Consider the following 16,810-nt stretch of genomic DNA (forward strand, 5'->3'; position numbering starts at 1 on the left):
AGAAATATTTTATTAAAGAAAAAAATAATTTATTCATTAATAACAAGATGAGATTGAAAATTGTTCATTAAAGTAAAAAATATTACTAAAATGGGGAAACTAAAAATCTATCCGATTATATAGTTGGTTTGTAGATGGGAATTGTAAAATAAAATTTGCTTCCTTTTCCTAATTGACTTTCAACCCAAATTTTTCCACCCTGCTTTTCACAAAATTCTTTACATAAAATAAGTCCAAGTCCAGTCCCTTTTTCTTCTGAATTACCAATTTCTTTATTGTTAACATCTATTCTAAAAAGTTTTTTTAGATCTTCGTCGCTAAGTCCAATGCCAGTATCTTCTACAGAAACTTTCACAAATCCATCTTCATCTTCTGTCCTGACAGTAACCATTCCATTTTCACCAGTAAATTTAATTGCATTGGTGAGTAAGTTACGAATAATTGTATCAAGTAAATTTTTATCTGCATAAACCATTAAAGAAGAATTTATAAATGTATTTATTTTTATGCTCTTTTTTTCTGCTTGAGATTTCACTAATTCTACATTTTCTTTTATAACATTTTTAATTGATAAAGCTTCTAAATTAATTTGAAGTCTACCAGATTGTGCTCTTGACCAGCTTAAAAGATTTTCTAATAACTTTTGTGTATTACGAGCAGTATCATAAATAATTTTTATATATTCTTTCTTCTCATCATCAGATAATTCATCATAATCTTCAACTAATATTTCAGAAAAACCGAGTAAGGTAATAAAAGGATTCTTAAGGTCGTGACCAATAATTGAGAACAATTTATCTTTGGCATTATTTAATTCTTCGAGTTTTTTCTCAGATTCATAAAGTTGATTATTTAATTCAACATAACGAGCTGCTTCTTGCTCAATCTGATCTCGAGAATAAGCAATATCCTGAAGTAATTTTTCTCTTTCTAATTCTGCTTCTATGCGATCTGTAATATCACGAATAATAAATAGAATTTGAATTGGCAAGTTCTCTTCATTTCTAATTACATCAATTTTGGATTCAACATAAAAGAATGAGTCATTTCCCTTTTTTAATCTAAAAATATAAGAGTTACAATGCTTCCCTTTCGATAATTCATTCAGGTTTTCATTAAATTTTTCCTGATCATCATAATAAACGAAATCACATAATTTTTTACCAAATAATTCTTCTATGTTAATATTCCCTACCATTTCTATAAATTTATCTGAAGCAAAAGAGATTGTACCATCAAGTTCTGTAGTAACTATTCCATCAGGTGATGTTGATAAGATTGATTGCGAAAGCAATTCACTTTTTAGCATTTTTTCTTCGGCAAGTTTGCTTTCAGAAATGTTTTGTGCATAAACTGATACAGCTACAATCTCATTTAATTTATTTTTTACTGGATTGAAATAAACTCTATAGTAACCATTTTCATAATTATCAAATGAAATTTCATCTTTAAATTTTTCTCCCTTTAATGCTTTTTCCAAGCAATTCTTCCAGAAGTTAACTTCATCGTCTTTAAAAATTGCTAAAAAATCATCTCCAATATTAATTTTTTTTGAATATCGCATAAAAATGAAGTAGTAAAAATTCTTGTTGAATGCTGTTAAGTGAAAATTGCTATCAACAAACCATATATAATCGTCGGTATTATCCATTAATGATTCGAGCAAATTTTCGGATTCAATAATATCATATTGTTCTTTATTTTGCTTTTTGTTTGTTACTATTGAACCAATCATACTTAGTCTTGCCTACTTTTACATTGTATTATCGAAAAATTTTATTTTTTTTATAGCTTAATTTTACCGATTTAAAATAATTAATTAAATTTGTTAAAAAATATAAGGAGTAAGTATGCCTACACTAATGGTAAGTGTATCTGGAATTCGTGGTATTATTGGTGATGGTTTAGATCCGCAAACAATTATTAAATATACATCAGCATTTGCAGAATTTTGTGGTAAGGGAAAAATTATTCTGGGCAGTGATGGAAGAATTTCTGGAGAGATGGTAAAAAGTATAGTTATTGGTACTTTATTAGCTAAAGGATTAGATGTTATTGATATTGGAATTTGTCCTACACCAACTGTTTTATTCAATGTAAAGAAATTAAAAGCTGCTGGTGGAATTCAAATTTCGGCAAGTCATAATCCGAATGAATGGAATGCATTAAAATTAATCAATCGCAAAGGGGAATTTATGAGTCCCGAAGAAAATGCTGAAATGTTAAGTAAAATAGATGGTGCTCAAAAAAATTTTTCTCCCTGGAACAAATTAGGAAAAGTAATAAAGTATGATAATGGTTTAATAAATCATATTAACGCTGTGTTGAATATGAAATTCTTAAATATTCCTAAAGTAAGAAGAAGAAAATTTAGAATATTGCTTGATTGTGTAAATGGTGCTGGAGCATATTCAGTTCCTATTTTATTAAAAAAACTTGGTTGCGAAGTTATTGAAATGAATTGTGAAAAGACAGGAATTTTCCCACGACTACCAGAACCAGTACCAGAGAATTTAAAAAAAACAATGAATGCTGTAAAAAAACATAAAGCCGATTTAGGTATAGTTGTCGATCCAGACGTTGATAGATTAGTGTTAATTACAGAAAAAGGAGAACCATTTATAGAAGAAAACACTATTACACAGGCTGTTAAATTTTATTTATCAAAAAAGAAAGGGAATGTTGTTGTAAATTTATCGACAACAAGAGCTGTAGAAGATATTGCAAAAGAATATGGATGTAAAGTATTTCGTTCCCCAGTTGGAGAAGCGAATGTTGTTAAAAAAATGAAAGAAGTCCAGGCAATAATAGGTGGCGAAGGAAGTGGAGGTGTAATTTTACCAGAAGTAAATTTTGGACGCGATGCTCTCGTTGGAATAGCAATTGTACTTCAACATTTAACAGAATTTGGTGGCAAAATGAGTGAATTAAAAAACTCATTACCACAATATTTCATAACAAAGAAGAAAATAGAAATATCAGAAAAAAATCCAGATTATATTATCTCAACACTTGCTAAAAAATATTCAGGTTACAACATTAATCTTGAAGATGGATTAAGAATTGATTTTGATGATCACTGGGTACACTTAAGAAAATCGAATACTGAACCAATCATAAGGTGTATAGTTGAAGCAAAAACTAAAGAAGAAGCCGAAAGATTATCAGAATTTTATTTTAAAGAAATAACAGAGTTCTAATTATAAAATATCTCTCTAAAAAAATCGAGAATAAATTTAATTAATAACTTTGTTTAAATAACTACTCTTAATTACTATTTTCAAAAAACTCTTTAATTGTATTAACAACATACTTAATTTGTTCTTCAGAAAGTTCTGGATAAATTGGTAGAGCCAAAGAAGTTTCTGCTGCATTATTCGAAACTGGAAATTCATCATCTTTATAACCTAAATAACTAAAACATTCCTGTCGATGGAATGGAACAGGATAATAAATTTCACAACCTATTTCTTTACTTTTTAAGTAGTTTATAAGCTTGTCTCTATTTTTTACTCTAATTACATATTGATTAAAAATGTGATAGTTCTTCACACCTGAATTTTTATATATAGCTTCTGGAAGTAAAACTTTATTTTTTTCATCAAAGTTAATCCTTCCTGCTTCTTCAGCAAGATTAGCTTCTATAAACAATCGATTATATAGTTCTGCATTTTTTCTTCTTTTTTCTGACCATGAATCCAGATGAGGTAATTTCACTCTAAGAATTGCAGCTTGAATTGAATCCAATCGAAAATTTCCACCTACAAATTTATGATAATATTTAGGTTCCATTCCGTGAACTCTCATTATCTTCATTTTATGATAATATTCTTCATCATTTGTAGTAATAATTCCACCATCACCAAAACCACCTAAATTTTTGCTCGGGAAAAAAGAAAAACAACCAGCATCACCAATTGTACCAACAAATTTTCCATCTTTATATTGAGTGCCAATTGCTTGAGCAGCATCTTCTACTACTTTTAGATTATATTCTTTAGCTATCTTCATAATTACTTCCATATCTGCACTTTGTCCATAAAGATGAACTGGAATAATAGCTTTTGTTTTAGAAGTGATTTTTCTTTTTAAATCTTCTGGATTGATATTAAATGTTACTGGATCGATATCAACAAATACAGGTATAGCATTTAATCGAGCTACAACTCCTGCAGTTGCAAAAAAAGAATAAGTAGGAACTATAACTTCGTCATCTGGTTTTATATCCAATGCCATTAATGCGAGTAAGAGAGCATCTGTTCCAGAGGATACACCTATAGCAAATTTACAATTAAGATAATTACATATTTCTTCTTCGAGTAGTGAAACATCAGGACCCATTATGAAATATTGTGAATCAACTACTCGTTTAATTGCCTCATCAATTTCATTTTTAATTGATAGATATTGTGGTTTTAAATCCAGTAATGGAACTTTCATATTTCAATCTCCGTAACAATACCATTTTTAAGTTGATATTTTTTATTTGATTTTTTACAGAATGCTATACCATTATCATCAAAAATTAATCTTTCACCTGCTTCGCTCATCCAGCCAATTAATTTAGCAGGATTTCCCACTACCAGTCCATAATCTGGAACATCTTTAGTAACAACTGCACCAGCTCCCACAAAAGCAAATTTTCCAATTGTTATTCCGCATACTATAGTGCAATTAGCTCCAAGTGTTGCTCCATATTTAACAAGAGTTTTTACATAATAATCACTTCCTTTTTGAGGGTATTTACTTCTGGGATTAATTATATTAGTAAAAACCATTGATGGACCACAAAAGACATAATCTTCTAACGTTACTCCTTCATATACAGAAACATTATTCTGAATTTTAACATAATTTCCGATCACTACATTATTTCCAATATTCACATTTTGACCAAGTACACAAAATTTACCAATTTTAGCTCCAGATTGAATATGTGTAAAATGCCAGATTTTTGTACCTTCTCCAATTTCTACATTATCATCAATGTATGCGGATTCATGCTTGAAATAATTCATTGTTACCAAAGATTTAATTTATGGATTTATTAAACATAATGAGCTTTTAATCTATTCGCAAATTTAATAGTTTATTTAGCAAAAATTCTTTATGATATTTTTATAAATTAATATTAATTTGCTTTTATATTGTATTTTAATTTTGATTAATCCAGAGGAATAATATGAACATAATTTCTTCATTAAAAAAAATTAAAAATAGTTTTACATCATCTTTCTGGATTGCTAATGGTATGGAATTATTTGAAAGGTTAGCTTATTATGGACAGGCAACAATCCTGAGTATTTTTTTACGAGATCATCTAAAATTCAATGAAATTCAAGCTGGACAATTATCATCAATCTTTGGAGGATTAATTTACTTACTCCCTATCTTTGCTGGGGCACTGGCAGATAAATTTGGTTTTAAGAAATCATTTTCTTTCGCATTTGGAGTTCTTGCAATTGGTTATTTTTTGATTGGTTCAACGGGAATGAAATATTTTTCGTCTTTATATTCAAACTTTGATCTTTACTGGATATTAACAATTATTTTAATTTTTACTGCTATTGGTGGCTCATTCATTAAACCGAGTGTTTTAGGAACAGTTGCACTAAGTACAACACATGAAACCAAATCTTTTGGATATGCTATTTATTACTGGCTTGTAAATACTGGTGCAGCACTTGGTCCACTTTTAGCATTTTTTGTTAGAGATATATTTGGGATTGAATTTGTTTATTTAGTCTCAGCAATAAGTTGTGCATTGATGTTTTTAACAACCAGATTTTTTTATAAAAATCCATCAGGTCAATTAGATAATAATTCACAGGAATTAAAAACTGTTGTTGTAAACTTATTCAAAGTATTAGGGAATTTAAGATTCATAACATTCTTATTAATATTTGGGATATACTGGGTATTGTTCTGGCAATTCTTTATAATAATTCCTTTTTATGTGATGGATTATATATCACCAGATACTCCCATTGAATTAATTTTATCAACTGGTGCATGGACAATTATATTATTTCAAATTCCAGTAAATAGACTTACAAAAAATATTTCTACACAAAAGGCAATTATCATTGGTTTTATTCTAGCAACTTCAGCCTGGCTATTGTGGTTTTTCATTCTCCCGATAACAAAAGGAATTAATATAACTGGAACAAATATTCCTCTTTCTATTATTATGATTGTACTTGGTATTTTTATCTTTTCAATTGGAGAACAAATACAAGCACCAAGATTTTATGAATATGTAGCTGATTTAGCTCCAAAAGGACAGGCAGCATTGTTTCAGGGATATGCATTCCTACCAATTGCTATTGCATGGGGCTTTGGTGGAACTTTTGGTGGATGGATTTATCAAACATTCTCAACATCTAAACATGAGCCTCAATATATTTTTCTTATTATTGCAGGACTGGGTTTACTGGCAACTATATTAATGCTTTTGTATAATAAGTTTATTATTAAAAGAAGTTGATTCTATTTAAGCTAAAATAAACTTAGCTGACATTCATTACTTACAACTGCAGCTTCGTGATTCAATAACCACTTTTTACGCCATAACCCCCATGTATAACCCGTAAGCGATTTATCTGAACCTATCACTCTGTGACATGGAATAATTATAGCAATTTTATTTTCACCATTTGCACGAGCAATTGCTCTTATCGATTTTTCATTTCCCAATAACCGTGATAAATCAAGATATGACCTAGTTTTACCATACGGGATTTTTAAAATTTCATTCCATACTTTCTTTTGAAAGTCTGTCCCGGATGGATTTAATTTCAAATCAAACTCTCTTAACTCTCCTTTAAAATATAAATCTAATTGTTCAATACATTTCTCAAGAGTTTCATTCATATTGATTGGCTCTAATTCTACACCATCCATTTCAATCATGAAATGAAGAGTTGTTATTGAATCATCATCAGCAGTAATTCTTATAGTTCCAATGGGAGATTCATAGTAGGCTAAGTATTTATTAATCATTATTATTTTTATAGAATTATTCTTGTCGTAAAATAATAAAAAGAGTGATTACTTATAAATTCTTTTTAAAATTTCAACAATTTTTTCTTTAAGGAGTGGTTTTGAAATGAAATCTGTAAATCCTGCAGCAATAAAATCCTCTCTTGCTCCCGGTTGCATATATGCCGTAGATGCAATCATTGGTACATTTTTATAACCAGGAATTTTTTGAATAATTCTTAATGCATCCAGACCATTATATTCTCCCTGCAAATTGATATCGATTACAAGAAAATCAAATCTTTTTGTTTTTAATAATGGTAGTGCAGCTTCTAAACTTGGAGCAACTTCAACAGATTTTAATTCTTTCATCTGACTTTTAAATAAAATCTGAGAATCGATTTGATCTTCAAGGTATAAGCATGATAGTTGTGTTAGATCTAATTCTTTTTCTTTAAATTTATCAGCCTGCTCTTCTACTTGTGCTTTTTGTTGCTTTAATTCTTCTTTCTTAACTTCTTCTATTTCAATATTTAAATCCTTTTGCATAACATATTTTATTGGTATTACCAGAGCGAACTCATAATCTAAATTATCTTTCTTTATTGTTTCCTTTTTAATCGATAATAACTCAATTAATTTTTTTGTCAATCTAACAGAAAATTTTGAAAAACCATAATTTCTTCTGCTTACACTTTCTTCTTCAGAAAATATTTCGTTTATCCCTTTTAATAATAAAGGTGAAATAGAATTTTTATTATCTCTGAAAGAAATTATTATATTATCAGAACTTCTTTGATAAGCTGATAGATATAATGAATTTTCTTTAGTAATACTTATTACAAATTTTAATATTAATCCCAATAATGTGATAAATTTCTGTTTATCAGTTTCAAATATTATGTTTGAATCTATTTTATCATAAATAATTTCTTTTTTAGCAATTTCTATTTCTTTGTAAATATTATTCTTAATTTGATCCAGTATATCATCTATCTTCACATGCTCCGGTTTTAATTTTACCGATTTTTGTAATAAGGAAGCATAATCAACAGCATTATCCATTATTTGCATCAACAGTTTTTGATTTTCTTTTATAATTTCAACAGCTTCTTTTTGTTCAGAAGTAGGATTTTCAATACTTTCCCATAAATCTTGAGTAAATCCTAATATTACATTTAATGGGGTGAGTAATTCATGAAACATGCTGGATAAAAAAGTTGAATCGATACCTGTAACTTCTTTTTTTATATCATCTAATTGTTCATGACTTAATTTTTCTTCTTGTAATTTTAAAATCACCAGATATGATTCTATTTCACCTTGATAATTTTTTATTGGTGTTGAAATTAAAATGGCTTTTTGATAATCCCCAGTTTGTTTCTTAAGATTTACTTCTAACGTTACTTTTTTAAAAGTATTAGAATGGAAAACATTTTTATTTACCTTTGCTCTCTCTTCATCAGAAACAAGGCTGATTAAAGGACGTGCTCCCAAATCTTTCTTCGAAAATCCTAACTTTTTAGAAACATTATCATTAATATCAATAATAAAACCATCTTTATCAGTTATAATTATCAAATCACTCGTGTTTTCATAAGCATTCTGATAGAGTTGTAATTTTACTTTTTCTTCTGCTTCCTTTGTAATATCAGTAATTATATTTAAGTGTGCTTTCTTATTTTTATATTCAATTGAAATTCTGTTTGTATTTACAATAATAAAAGAACCATCACTTCTTTTATGTCTCCATGGTCCATTTAAATTTATAAAAGATTTGCTATCACTACTTTGAATCAGAGTTTGAATATCTTCAGGAGAAAATAAATCTGTAAGATCCATGTTAAGAAATTCATTTCTTTTATAACCATATAACTTCAAAGCAGCATCATTAACTTCAAGGAATTTTAAATTCTCAAGGTCATATATGTATATAGCTTCTGGAATATTTTGAATAATCTGGTCATAAAAATTATTTTGTTGATTGAGTAAAGATTCGTTCAACTCTTTCTTCATGAAAAGAATAATTGTACCTAAAAACTTACTTTGATCATATACTTTTTGTGCAGTAATCTCAAAAACAATATCTTTTGAAAGATCAAAATTGAATTTTATGGTATCTCTCTGATTTATATCAAAAGTATACTTATTGATAATTTCAACAATATTTTTAGGCAATACTTGAATTATAGACTTATTTATTACATCAGTTATATTCAATAGAGGTAGAAGTTTGTTACTATATGCTAATATGATATTCTCTGGACTTAAAAATAAAAATGGAACAGGTAAATTTTTTAATGCAATATTATTAATTAAACTTTCACCTTCAGCTACTTTTCTTTCTTCTCTTTGAGAAAAACCTATGATTGCAACCACTTTATTATCTAAGTCGCAAATCGGAAATTGAATTATGTTTATATTTTTTTCTAATCGACCTGCTATTGGTGTAACATTCCCTTCAACTATTACTGCATTAGAAGTTTCTTTAATATAGTTATTGATTGTTTGATAAAGTGGTATCAAATATTTAGGAAGAAAATCTTCTTCTTTTTTATTTTCTAATTGAGATGATGTAAATCCCAGTGCCGAAGCATAAGTCTCATTAACCAAAATAAATTTGCCAGATGGTTCTTTAATCCAGAAAAATTCATCAAGTTCATTAATTTCTTTTTGAATTTTAGCTTTTTCAATAAAGGTAAAGGGAAATGTAATTTTAATTTTATCAATAATTGAATGTATTTTTTTATTACTACTTAATTTTTCAATTTCAGAAGTAGCAATGATGAATTTTTCTACTCTCTGTTTAGACTCTGCAATTTCTACTGGTAAAATATCAATATAAAAATAAACATTATTTTCACTTCTCAATGGTGAAATAACAAATTCATAAGTTTTCTTTTCGTTTTCAAATTTTAATTCTACATAATCTCTTCCTGTTGTTTCATATTTTCTTGCATCCAGAAAAATTCTTTGAAGTGAAATGATTTCATCTTCATTAAAAAGTTCGAATAAATTTTTCTGTGGAGCTGCTTCAGGAATTATCTTTTTAACAGCAGGACTAATAGCTACAATTTTTCCACTCTTATCTATTATCAGATTAAACAACTCTACCTGTGTTTTAGAATTTGTTTTACTATTTCTAATTTCTTCTGTCATAAGTCAAAATCATGGTATTGTAATAGATACAGTATTAGAGTAAGGTGTATAAATTCTATTAGATAATTTCTGTCTTACTCTATAATAATAAGTTTTACCCGATTCAATATTATAATCAACAAAGCTTGTTGAATCAGATTCCACATTACCAATTTCTACAAATTTACCATAACTCCCAGCTCTTTTTTCGATAATTGTTCCCCTGGTTAATTGTAATTTATCATTATTAGTCCATTGTAAAATTACACCCGAAGAATAATAAGCCGTAAGATTACTTGGACCATCTACATCAGTATAAAAAGTAGAAATTGAAACTTCGTTGGAATAACCACTTACTGAATTAGAAGTAAAATATGCTACTCTATATTTATAAGCTGTACTTGGTTGAACATTATTATCTTCATACTCTGTCTGATTTGGAGATACAATATCAATTACTTCCCAGGTGTTTGTATAAGAATTCGCACGTTCAATTTTGAAGCCGAGTTCATTAACTGCAAAATCATTCCATTTTAGGATGATAAGACTTGCACCAATAGCTTCTGCTTGAAGATTCCATTGTCCACCTGGTAAATTAGAGGTACTGGCTTCATTACTAAATTCAGATTGTCCAGAATCATTAAATGCTCTGACTTTATAAAAATAATCAATAAAAGGAGATAGTCCATCATCCGTTGTGCTTATTGTATTTACAGGAAGAGTCTTAATTTTTCTGTACACTCCACCACCACCATCTTTTCTCCAGAGTTCAAATCCCTTTTCATTATTTGAATTATCATTCCAAAGTAGTATTGCAGAATAATCACTTGTCTTTTTAATTATTAAATTCGATGGAGCTGCAGGAGGTTTATCCTTAATAAAAATATTTTCCTGTAGTTTGCTTTCTTTTGATTTGCCTGATTTGTTATAAACTTTTATGTAATAATTAATTGAACTGCCAAGAAGTGTAGAATCTATTTCAAGATATATATCTGGATTTGTTCCATCTTCATTCTGAGCATATCTTTTTACAAATCTATTATTAATAAATACTTCATAAAAAGATAAACCCTGTCCACCAGTTCCATCACTTGCTTTATATTCTACTCGATTTTTTCCGACCATGATTGAATCACCAGTAACTGGTTTAATAATTTCGATATTAGGAGTTGTGCTTTGCTGGGAATCAGTCAATGGTTCTACACAACTAATAAATAAAAATATTATTGATATAAGAAAATAACAGGATTTTAAATCAACAGGTGTAATAATATTATTAAAAATATTTTTCATAGCACTTTAAACTTAGCTAAAATTATCATTAATTTTTATTCTACATTTTCAAAATCGATTAACATTGAACGAGTTTCATGAGGTTCGAGTTTATCTAAATAAAAGTTAATTAACTGCTCATCTGGATTTATTTGATATTTAGGAATTGGAGTATTTATAATATCAGATGTTATTTCAACATTTTTAAATTTTTTATTTAGATTAACCTGAATAACTAAATTTTCTGCAATTAGATCACTTGGATTAGTAAACTCAATTGAAATTCTTCTTTTACTTCTTGCTTCATAACGAATTTCTATTTGTTGTTTTTTCTTCCACCAAGCCTGTAAATCAGTTAATGTAGTAATCCAGAAATTCTTACTTTTAGCATAACGCAGCACATCTCTGATTACAGATACATAATCAGGTTGCAATTGAAACTCTGTATGTACTTTGAAAACATACAATCCTCCTTCAAATAAAATTCTATCTATATCTTCTTCATAAGTATATCTTTGAAAATCGATATTCGTTAGTCCATATTTTTTTACAACTTCATAATCATCTCTCGCAGTTTTAGTAATAATCATGATCAATTTATTATTTCGCATGCGCATTTCTGGTACTGAGCGATCTGTAAGAGAATCTGTAACGAGATATTCAATATTTTTTGCTGCCATTACTTGAAGAGTATTGTCATTATAATAGCCATACAGAGGCATTATAGCTTTAATTTCTTTCCCTGTTAATTTTCTTAAAGTATCTACTGCGTGACTTATATTTAAAAATTGAGTTTCTTTATTAAAAAGTTCGTTCACTGTATCTTCTGGAGATTCAATATAACCTATATCTACAATTGCACCAATTTCTCCTAACTTTGCCAATGATTTTATTAAATTTCTATTTTTACTTGCAGTAGTAACATCAACAAAAAAAGTAGCTGGATATTGTTTAAGGTCAACAACATTTTTAAGAAGATTAATATTATTCACATTTGTTGTTAATGTTGGAAGTAAAATTAATGCTGCTTTATAATTAGAAGGCCATTCTTTTACAAAAGCTGTTGGTTGATACGTTAACCAGTTGATAGAATTATTAAATAATTTTTCAAAGTAGACAAAATCTTTTTGTACACCCAATACAGAATTTAATTCAAAGCCATACCAGATAAATCTACCTTTACCATAAGTACCATAAGCAATACCTGCACTTTTTTGAATTTCTTCGCGAACTAAACCAGCTTCTCGTCTGAAATCATACCAGAAACTTACCTGTACAGTTCTTGGCTCGAGTACCTCTGCATAGATAGGTCTATCCCATGTAGCAATTTTGAGTGCATAACCTGTTGGAATTCCAGCAGTAATAGGCAGGTTACCTCTTAAAGTATGTACTTTATATGTTTCTTCTGGTTTAATTTCTTTATTGAATTTTAGTCCAAAAACTTCTGTGAAAAAATCCCACCCACGCCATTTCCCTTCATCAGAATAAGTTGCAGGTCCACCAGTTACAAATAAACTTCCACCATTTTCAAGATATTTTTTTAATTGCACAAGTTCTTTATCGCTTAAAGATTTTGTTCCTGGCAATACAATAAGTTTATATTCGAAGTGCTCGCCTAATTCTATAGTTTGGTCTGAAATTATATCATAATTTATTTTAAAATTTCTTAGAAATCTTTTCCAAGTATCGATATTATCTTTCAACCAGGTACTTCCAGCAGGTAGCATATTTTCGGTATACTGGGAGTAGAGTATGGCTACTTTTTTTGATTTGAGGTTGCTACTAATAGATTTAATATTATCTCTGGTAGGTAAAATTTCTTTTAGATCATAATTTCCATAAATATTTTTTACTATTAGTAAAAAAACAAGAATACCTGTAATGACAAGAACAAGTCCACTCAGAAAAATAATCAAATAATTAACTCTTAAACCTCTGTTTTCAATTATCGCCACCTAAGGTTTTCCTCTTGTTTTTTTTCTTGCTTCACAGGTTCTTCGTAGCCTTCACCTGTATATCTAACAAATTTTCTTTTAGGTGAATATCGTTCTGCAACTGAGCCTGAAACTTGTTCATCGGTTCTACGTTGATATTCACTTCCCTGATATTGTCTTGGTGCACCACCTACAAAAGTAGGTCTCAATTCTGGACCTTTTGATTCTTCCTGTTCATAAGGAGCAGCTCGTTGATATTCATAACCATACTGTGGAGGTTGAACCACTTCAAATGTCTTTCGTTCTTGTGCTGCAACTCTTTGTTCGGCTTGTAAAGGAGCTGGTGCAATTAATTCAGCAGGAATTGCTGCAGGTTGTGGAGCTTTTTCTGCAATCCCTTTGCGTTCTCTAACTTTATATAAAATATATGCTCCAACTGCAAGAATAAAAGTCGAAATTGTTGCAACAAGTATTATTAATGATAATATTGGAATTAATTCCATTTCTACCTCAAATTTTTATTTAAACGCTTTCAATCCCTGAGTTGCCAGCATGTCTGCATTACCAATTCTTTCTAATTTACCCCAGGTCATTCTAAATCCAATAAACTCCTCAATAGTTGCCATTGCTTTTGTTACATCTATAAGTAAAATAAAAAATATTCTATAAATAATTGCATATGGAACTAAACGAAATTCTTCTCTTTCTGCAGCCACACAGTAAACTGCAGACATTAAATCTAAAACTGCAATTCCTACCCACCATAAAAATAAAGTTATATGAATACCATATAACAAAGCTACTATTATAAAGTAAAGGTTGACAAATATATTCATAGCAGGCCAGATAAGTGCTTCGTAAAACATTGACCACATTATAAAGCTATTACCAAAATTCAATGTGGGATTAATCAAATATCTTTTATGTTTTCTAATTGCTTGCAAAATGCCTCTTGTCCAGCGATATCTTTGTTTTAGAAGCTGGTGTATAGTAGCAGGTGCTTCTGTATATGCTATCGCATTTGGTTCATAAATAATCTTCCATCCTTTAGCTAATATTTTTAATGTAATATCAGCATCTTCTGCATAAGTATCGCTTGAATAAAATCCAGCATCTCTTAAAGTAGTTTTACGGAATACACCAATAGGACCAGGAATGATATTTACCATTTGTAAAAATCCCTGGGCACTGCGTGCTAAATTTAAGCCTTCCAGATATTCTAAGGCTTGAAGATCAGTAATTATTTTTTTTCTATTTTGAACTTTTACATTTCCCGCAACTGCTCCAACACTTGGATCAACAAAATGTCTCATCGCAGCTTTTAATGTATCTGGTGTTAATTGAGAATCGCCATCCATACACAATACAAATTGTGCTTCGGAATATTGAATCCCAGCATTAAGTGCTTTAGCTTTACCTCCATTTGGTTTATTAATAAGAGAAATTTTTACCATACTTGTTCTACCCTTATGATAACCCACAAGAGATTCTCCTATCTCAGCAGTGTTGTCTGTCGAACCATCATTAACTATTATTATTTCATAATTTGGATAATCCAAATTAAGAAGAGAATCAATTGAGTTTTTCAAAATTTTCCCTTCATTATAAACAGGAACAATAATTGAAACAAATGGATAATAACCTGGTTTGGTTTGTACAGTGTATTTGGTATTATAAAAATATGCCATAAATAAAATTCCAAAGTACCTGAATAATAAAATAAACAAAAAGATTACTAAAGATACTATTGATGAATAAACGAATAAACCACTCCAAGTAAGAATTGTAAGCGGCATTGTAAAAATTATTGTCAAAATCAATAAAATTGATAAGAAACCAGAAATGAGAATTGTGCGTAACTTTTCTTTTGCCTCATTTCGTTTTGGTGGTTTTAATTCTCTATTATCTAATACTATTTGATATTTTAATTTATCCATTTACATATCTATTATTAGCTTAAGTATAAGTTCAAAATAAATGCCAGGATGAAAAATTCAATTCTGTCATTATTTTTAATAATTTCATAAAATAAAAAGTCCCATTAAAAAACAAAACCCAAATAATGACTCATATTTATACATCTGCTTAAGGAATATAAAGTATTATTTAAATTATTGCAAGATAAAGAGTTATTAAAATAATCTAAAAGATAGGTATAAGTGAATTGTCAAAGTGATTTGTTTAATGAACATATTTTTTACATTTTTTTATATGCATCCATAATAGCATCAAAAAGTAATTGGGCTATTCTTTTCCCCCCAATTTGTGTAAAATGCGAAAAATCCTTTAGTGCCATTGGTGGATTTGCACTAACCCATTCAATCATAGAATTTTCTCCTCCCATAGCTTCCCATAAATTCCAGAAAGCAACTTTAGATTTTTCAGTTATTTTCTTTTGTGCAGCAAGCAATAATGGTACATCGGGATTTGTAATAAATTTGTTTCCTACCTTCATTGTTTTATCTCCAACTCCTACCAGAATAATACCTGCATTGGGAAAAGCACGTCTTAAAAATTCGATGACATTAATCATTTTACTTTCGTAGTAATTAAATATCTCTTTTTTAGGTGCATTAACATTTGCACCATAAGTTAAAATGATTAATGAATAATCAGAATACTTCTTGAAATCCTGTAAAACCGATTCAGAAATTTGTAATAACGAAACTCCAGAATTTCCTGGCATTGGAAAATTATCTACATATACACCATTACCACTTTCAAGACTAACACCATAAATATATGGAGCTTTCCCTGAAATAAATTTCATTTCAAATGATTTTCCTGGAACATTTAAATTAATTTTCAATTCTTTTAAGGACTGTCCAGACTCTAAATTTATATTAGTTGCATTCCCATTATTTATCTTATATTGAATTACAGAATTATTATCTGCATTGCTATAATAAATTTTTACTAAATTGAAACTGCTTGTAGATTTTAAGTTTTCTGTTGTTTCGTATTTTACCCAGCTATTAATTTTAGGTATTGCAACTGCTCCACTAATACCAAGTGGTAAATTTTCTGGATTACGTGTAACTATAGAGACATATTTCCAATCATCTGAATATGAATGCCTGATACTGGTTTTCATTTTTATATCATTCGAAACAATTGATAAAAATCCTATTCCCTTACCTCCAAATTTTTCTTGAAAAAACTCTCTTAAATATTCTGTAATCACATCTCCCTGAATTAAAGAATCGCCATAGTGTGCTATTTTAATTATTCTATTTTTAGAATTTTTTAGTGCATTAAAAAAATTTTTTAATTGTTCTATATCGCCTGTTAATGGTACAAATTTTCCCAGTGTTTTTTGAGAAGAGACATTCGTGTTATCACTACATACAATTACATCATTTATAATTAATGGAATAGAATTGCTATTAATAACTTTTGCATAATTATTAATTGTAAACAATAATATAAGCAGTAAAAAAAACAATATATTTTTTGAATTCATATTTCCCCAGATTTTTAATTTC

12 protein-coding genes are annotated in these 16,810 nt (G+C 28.8%); 2 read left to right on the top strand and 10 right to left on the bottom strand.

The window, feature by feature from the left end; all coding sequences use genetic code 11:
* Positions 1-115 precede the first annotated feature (115 nt).
* Positions 116-1,735, bottom strand: coding sequence for a sensor histidine kinase (locus VJY38_RS00270; protein ID WP_353678662.1), 1,620 nt, complete (start codon positions 1,733-1,735; stop codon positions 116-118).
* A 115-nt stretch (positions 1,736-1,850) separates the two neighbouring features.
* Here VJY38_RS00270 and glmM point away from each other — a divergent pair, with 115 nt between their 5' ends.
* The gene (glmM, locus tag VJY38_RS00275) at positions 1,851-3,200 is read left to right on the top strand and encodes a phosphoglucosamine mutase (RefSeq protein WP_353678663.1); all 1,350 of its coding nucleotides are present in this window, start codon (positions 1,851-1,853) and stop codon (positions 3,198-3,200) included.
* Between the two features lie 67 nt (positions 3,201-3,267).
* On the opposite strand, the gene VJY38_RS00280 is transcribed toward glmM, so the two are convergent.
* A complete protein-coding gene (locus VJY38_RS00280) occupies positions 3,268-4,440 on the bottom strand; it encodes a DegT/DnrJ/EryC1/StrS family aminotransferase (protein ID WP_353678664.1) in 1,173 nt (390 codons plus the stop codon).
* Positions 4,437-5,018: an acyltransferase gene (locus tag VJY38_RS00285; protein WP_353678665.1), complete on the bottom strand. Its 582-nt coding sequence runs from the start codon at positions 5,016-5,018 to the stop codon at positions 4,437-4,439. Before VJY38_RS00285 ends, VJY38_RS00280 begins: the two co-directional genes overlap by 4 nt.
* A 164-nt stretch (positions 5,019-5,182) precedes the next feature.
* On the opposite strand from VJY38_RS00285, the gene VJY38_RS00290 reads away from it, so the two are divergent.
* Positions 5,183-6,487 (top strand): MFS transporter, encoded by a 1,305-nt coding sequence (locus tag VJY38_RS00290; RefSeq protein WP_353678666.1) that lies wholly within the window; start codon positions 5,183-5,185, stop codon positions 6,485-6,487.
* A gap of 11 nt (positions 6,488-6,498) precedes the next feature.
* On the opposite strand, the gene VJY38_RS00295 is transcribed toward VJY38_RS00290, so the two are convergent.
* The 7 genes from VJY38_RS00295 to VJY38_RS00325 all read right to left on the bottom strand — a co-directional run bounded on the left by VJY38_RS00295 (position 6,499) and on the right by VJY38_RS00325 (position 16,788).
* Entirely contained in the window at positions 6,499-7,002 is a 504-nt protein-coding gene (locus tag VJY38_RS00295) for a methylated-DNA--[protein]-cysteine S-methyltransferase (RefSeq protein ID WP_353678667.1), read from the bottom strand.
* Positions 7,003-7,050: 48 nt separating this feature from the next.
* Complete coding sequence (locus VJY38_RS00300; protein ID WP_353678668.1) at positions 7,051-10,140, bottom strand: PAS domain S-box protein; 3,090 nt, start codon at positions 10,138-10,140, stop codon at positions 7,051-7,053.
* Positions 10,141-10,149: 9 nt separating this feature from the next.
* The gene (locus VJY38_RS00305) at positions 10,150-11,412 is read right to left on the bottom strand and encodes a fibronectin type III domain-containing protein (RefSeq protein WP_353678669.1); all 1,263 of its coding nucleotides are present in this window, start codon (positions 11,410-11,412) and stop codon (positions 10,150-10,152) included.
* A gap of 35 nt (positions 11,413-11,447) precedes the next feature.
* Positions 11,448-13,346, bottom strand: coding sequence for a hypothetical protein (locus tag VJY38_RS00310; protein WP_353678670.1), 1,899 nt, complete (start codon positions 13,344-13,346; stop codon positions 11,448-11,450).
* The gene (locus VJY38_RS00315) at positions 13,337-13,828 is read right to left on the bottom strand and encodes a hypothetical protein (RefSeq protein ID WP_353678671.1); all 492 of its coding nucleotides are present in this window, start codon (positions 13,826-13,828) and stop codon (positions 13,337-13,339) included. Before VJY38_RS00315 ends, VJY38_RS00310 begins: the two co-directional genes overlap by 10 nt.
* A gap of 15 nt (positions 13,829-13,843) precedes the next feature.
* The gene (locus VJY38_RS00320) at positions 13,844-15,262 is read right to left on the bottom strand and encodes a glycosyltransferase family 2 protein (protein WP_353678672.1); all 1,419 of its coding nucleotides are present in this window, start codon (positions 15,260-15,262) and stop codon (positions 13,844-13,846) included.
* 260 nt (positions 15,263-15,522) lie between these two features.
* Positions 15,523-16,788, bottom strand: a complete 1,266-nt coding sequence (locus VJY38_RS00325; RefSeq protein WP_353678673.1) for an SGNH/GDSL hydrolase family protein — start codon at positions 16,786-16,788, stop codon at positions 15,523-15,525.
* Between the last annotated feature and the right edge of the window lie 22 nt (positions 16,789-16,810).

Origin of the sequence: Rosettibacter firmus, from assembly GCF_036860695.1 — a bacterium.
GTDB lineage: Bacteria > Bacteroidota > Ignavibacteria > Ignavibacteriales > Melioribacteraceae > Rosettibacter > Rosettibacter firmus.

Bases quoted from the DNA above. Each gene is read 5' to 3' on its own strand.
- VJY38_RS00320 (WP_353678672.1), bottom strand. From the start codon at position 15,262: ATGGATAAATTAAAATATCAAATAGTATTAGATAATAGAGAATTAAAA.
- VJY38_RS00315 (WP_353678671.1), bottom strand. From the start codon at position 13,828: ATGGAATTAATTCCAATATTATCATTAATAATACTTGTTGCAACAATT.
- VJY38_RS00295 (WP_353678667.1), bottom strand. From the start codon at position 7,002: ATGATTAATAAATACTTAGCCTACTATGAATCTCCCATTGGAACTATA.
- VJY38_RS00305 (WP_353678669.1), bottom strand. From the start codon at position 11,412: ATGAAAAATATTTTTAATAATATTATTACACCTGTTGATTTAAAATCC.
- VJY38_RS00280 (WP_353678664.1), bottom strand. From the start codon at position 4,440: ATGAAAGTTCCATTACTGGATTTAAAACCACAATATCTATCAATTAAA.
- VJY38_RS00325 (WP_353678673.1), bottom strand. From the start codon at position 16,788: ATGAATTCAAAAAATATATTGTTTTTTTTACTGCTTATATTATTGTTT.
- VJY38_RS00285 (WP_353678665.1), bottom strand. From the start codon at position 5,018: ATGAATTATTTCAAGCATGAATCCGCATACATTGATGATAATGTAGAA.
- VJY38_RS00270 (WP_353678662.1), bottom strand. From the start codon at position 1,735: ATGATTGGTTCAATAGTAACAAACAAAAAGCAAAATAAAGAACAATAT.
- VJY38_RS00290 (WP_353678666.1), top strand. From the start codon at position 5,183: ATGAACATAATTTCTTCATTAAAAAAAATTAAAAATAGTTTTACATCA.
- VJY38_RS00300 (WP_353678668.1), bottom strand. From the start codon at position 10,140: ATGACAGAAGAAATTAGAAATAGTAAAACAAATTCTAAAACACAGGTA.
- glmM (WP_353678663.1), top strand. From the start codon at position 1,851: ATGCCTACACTAATGGTAAGTGTATCTGGAATTCGTGGTATTATTGGT.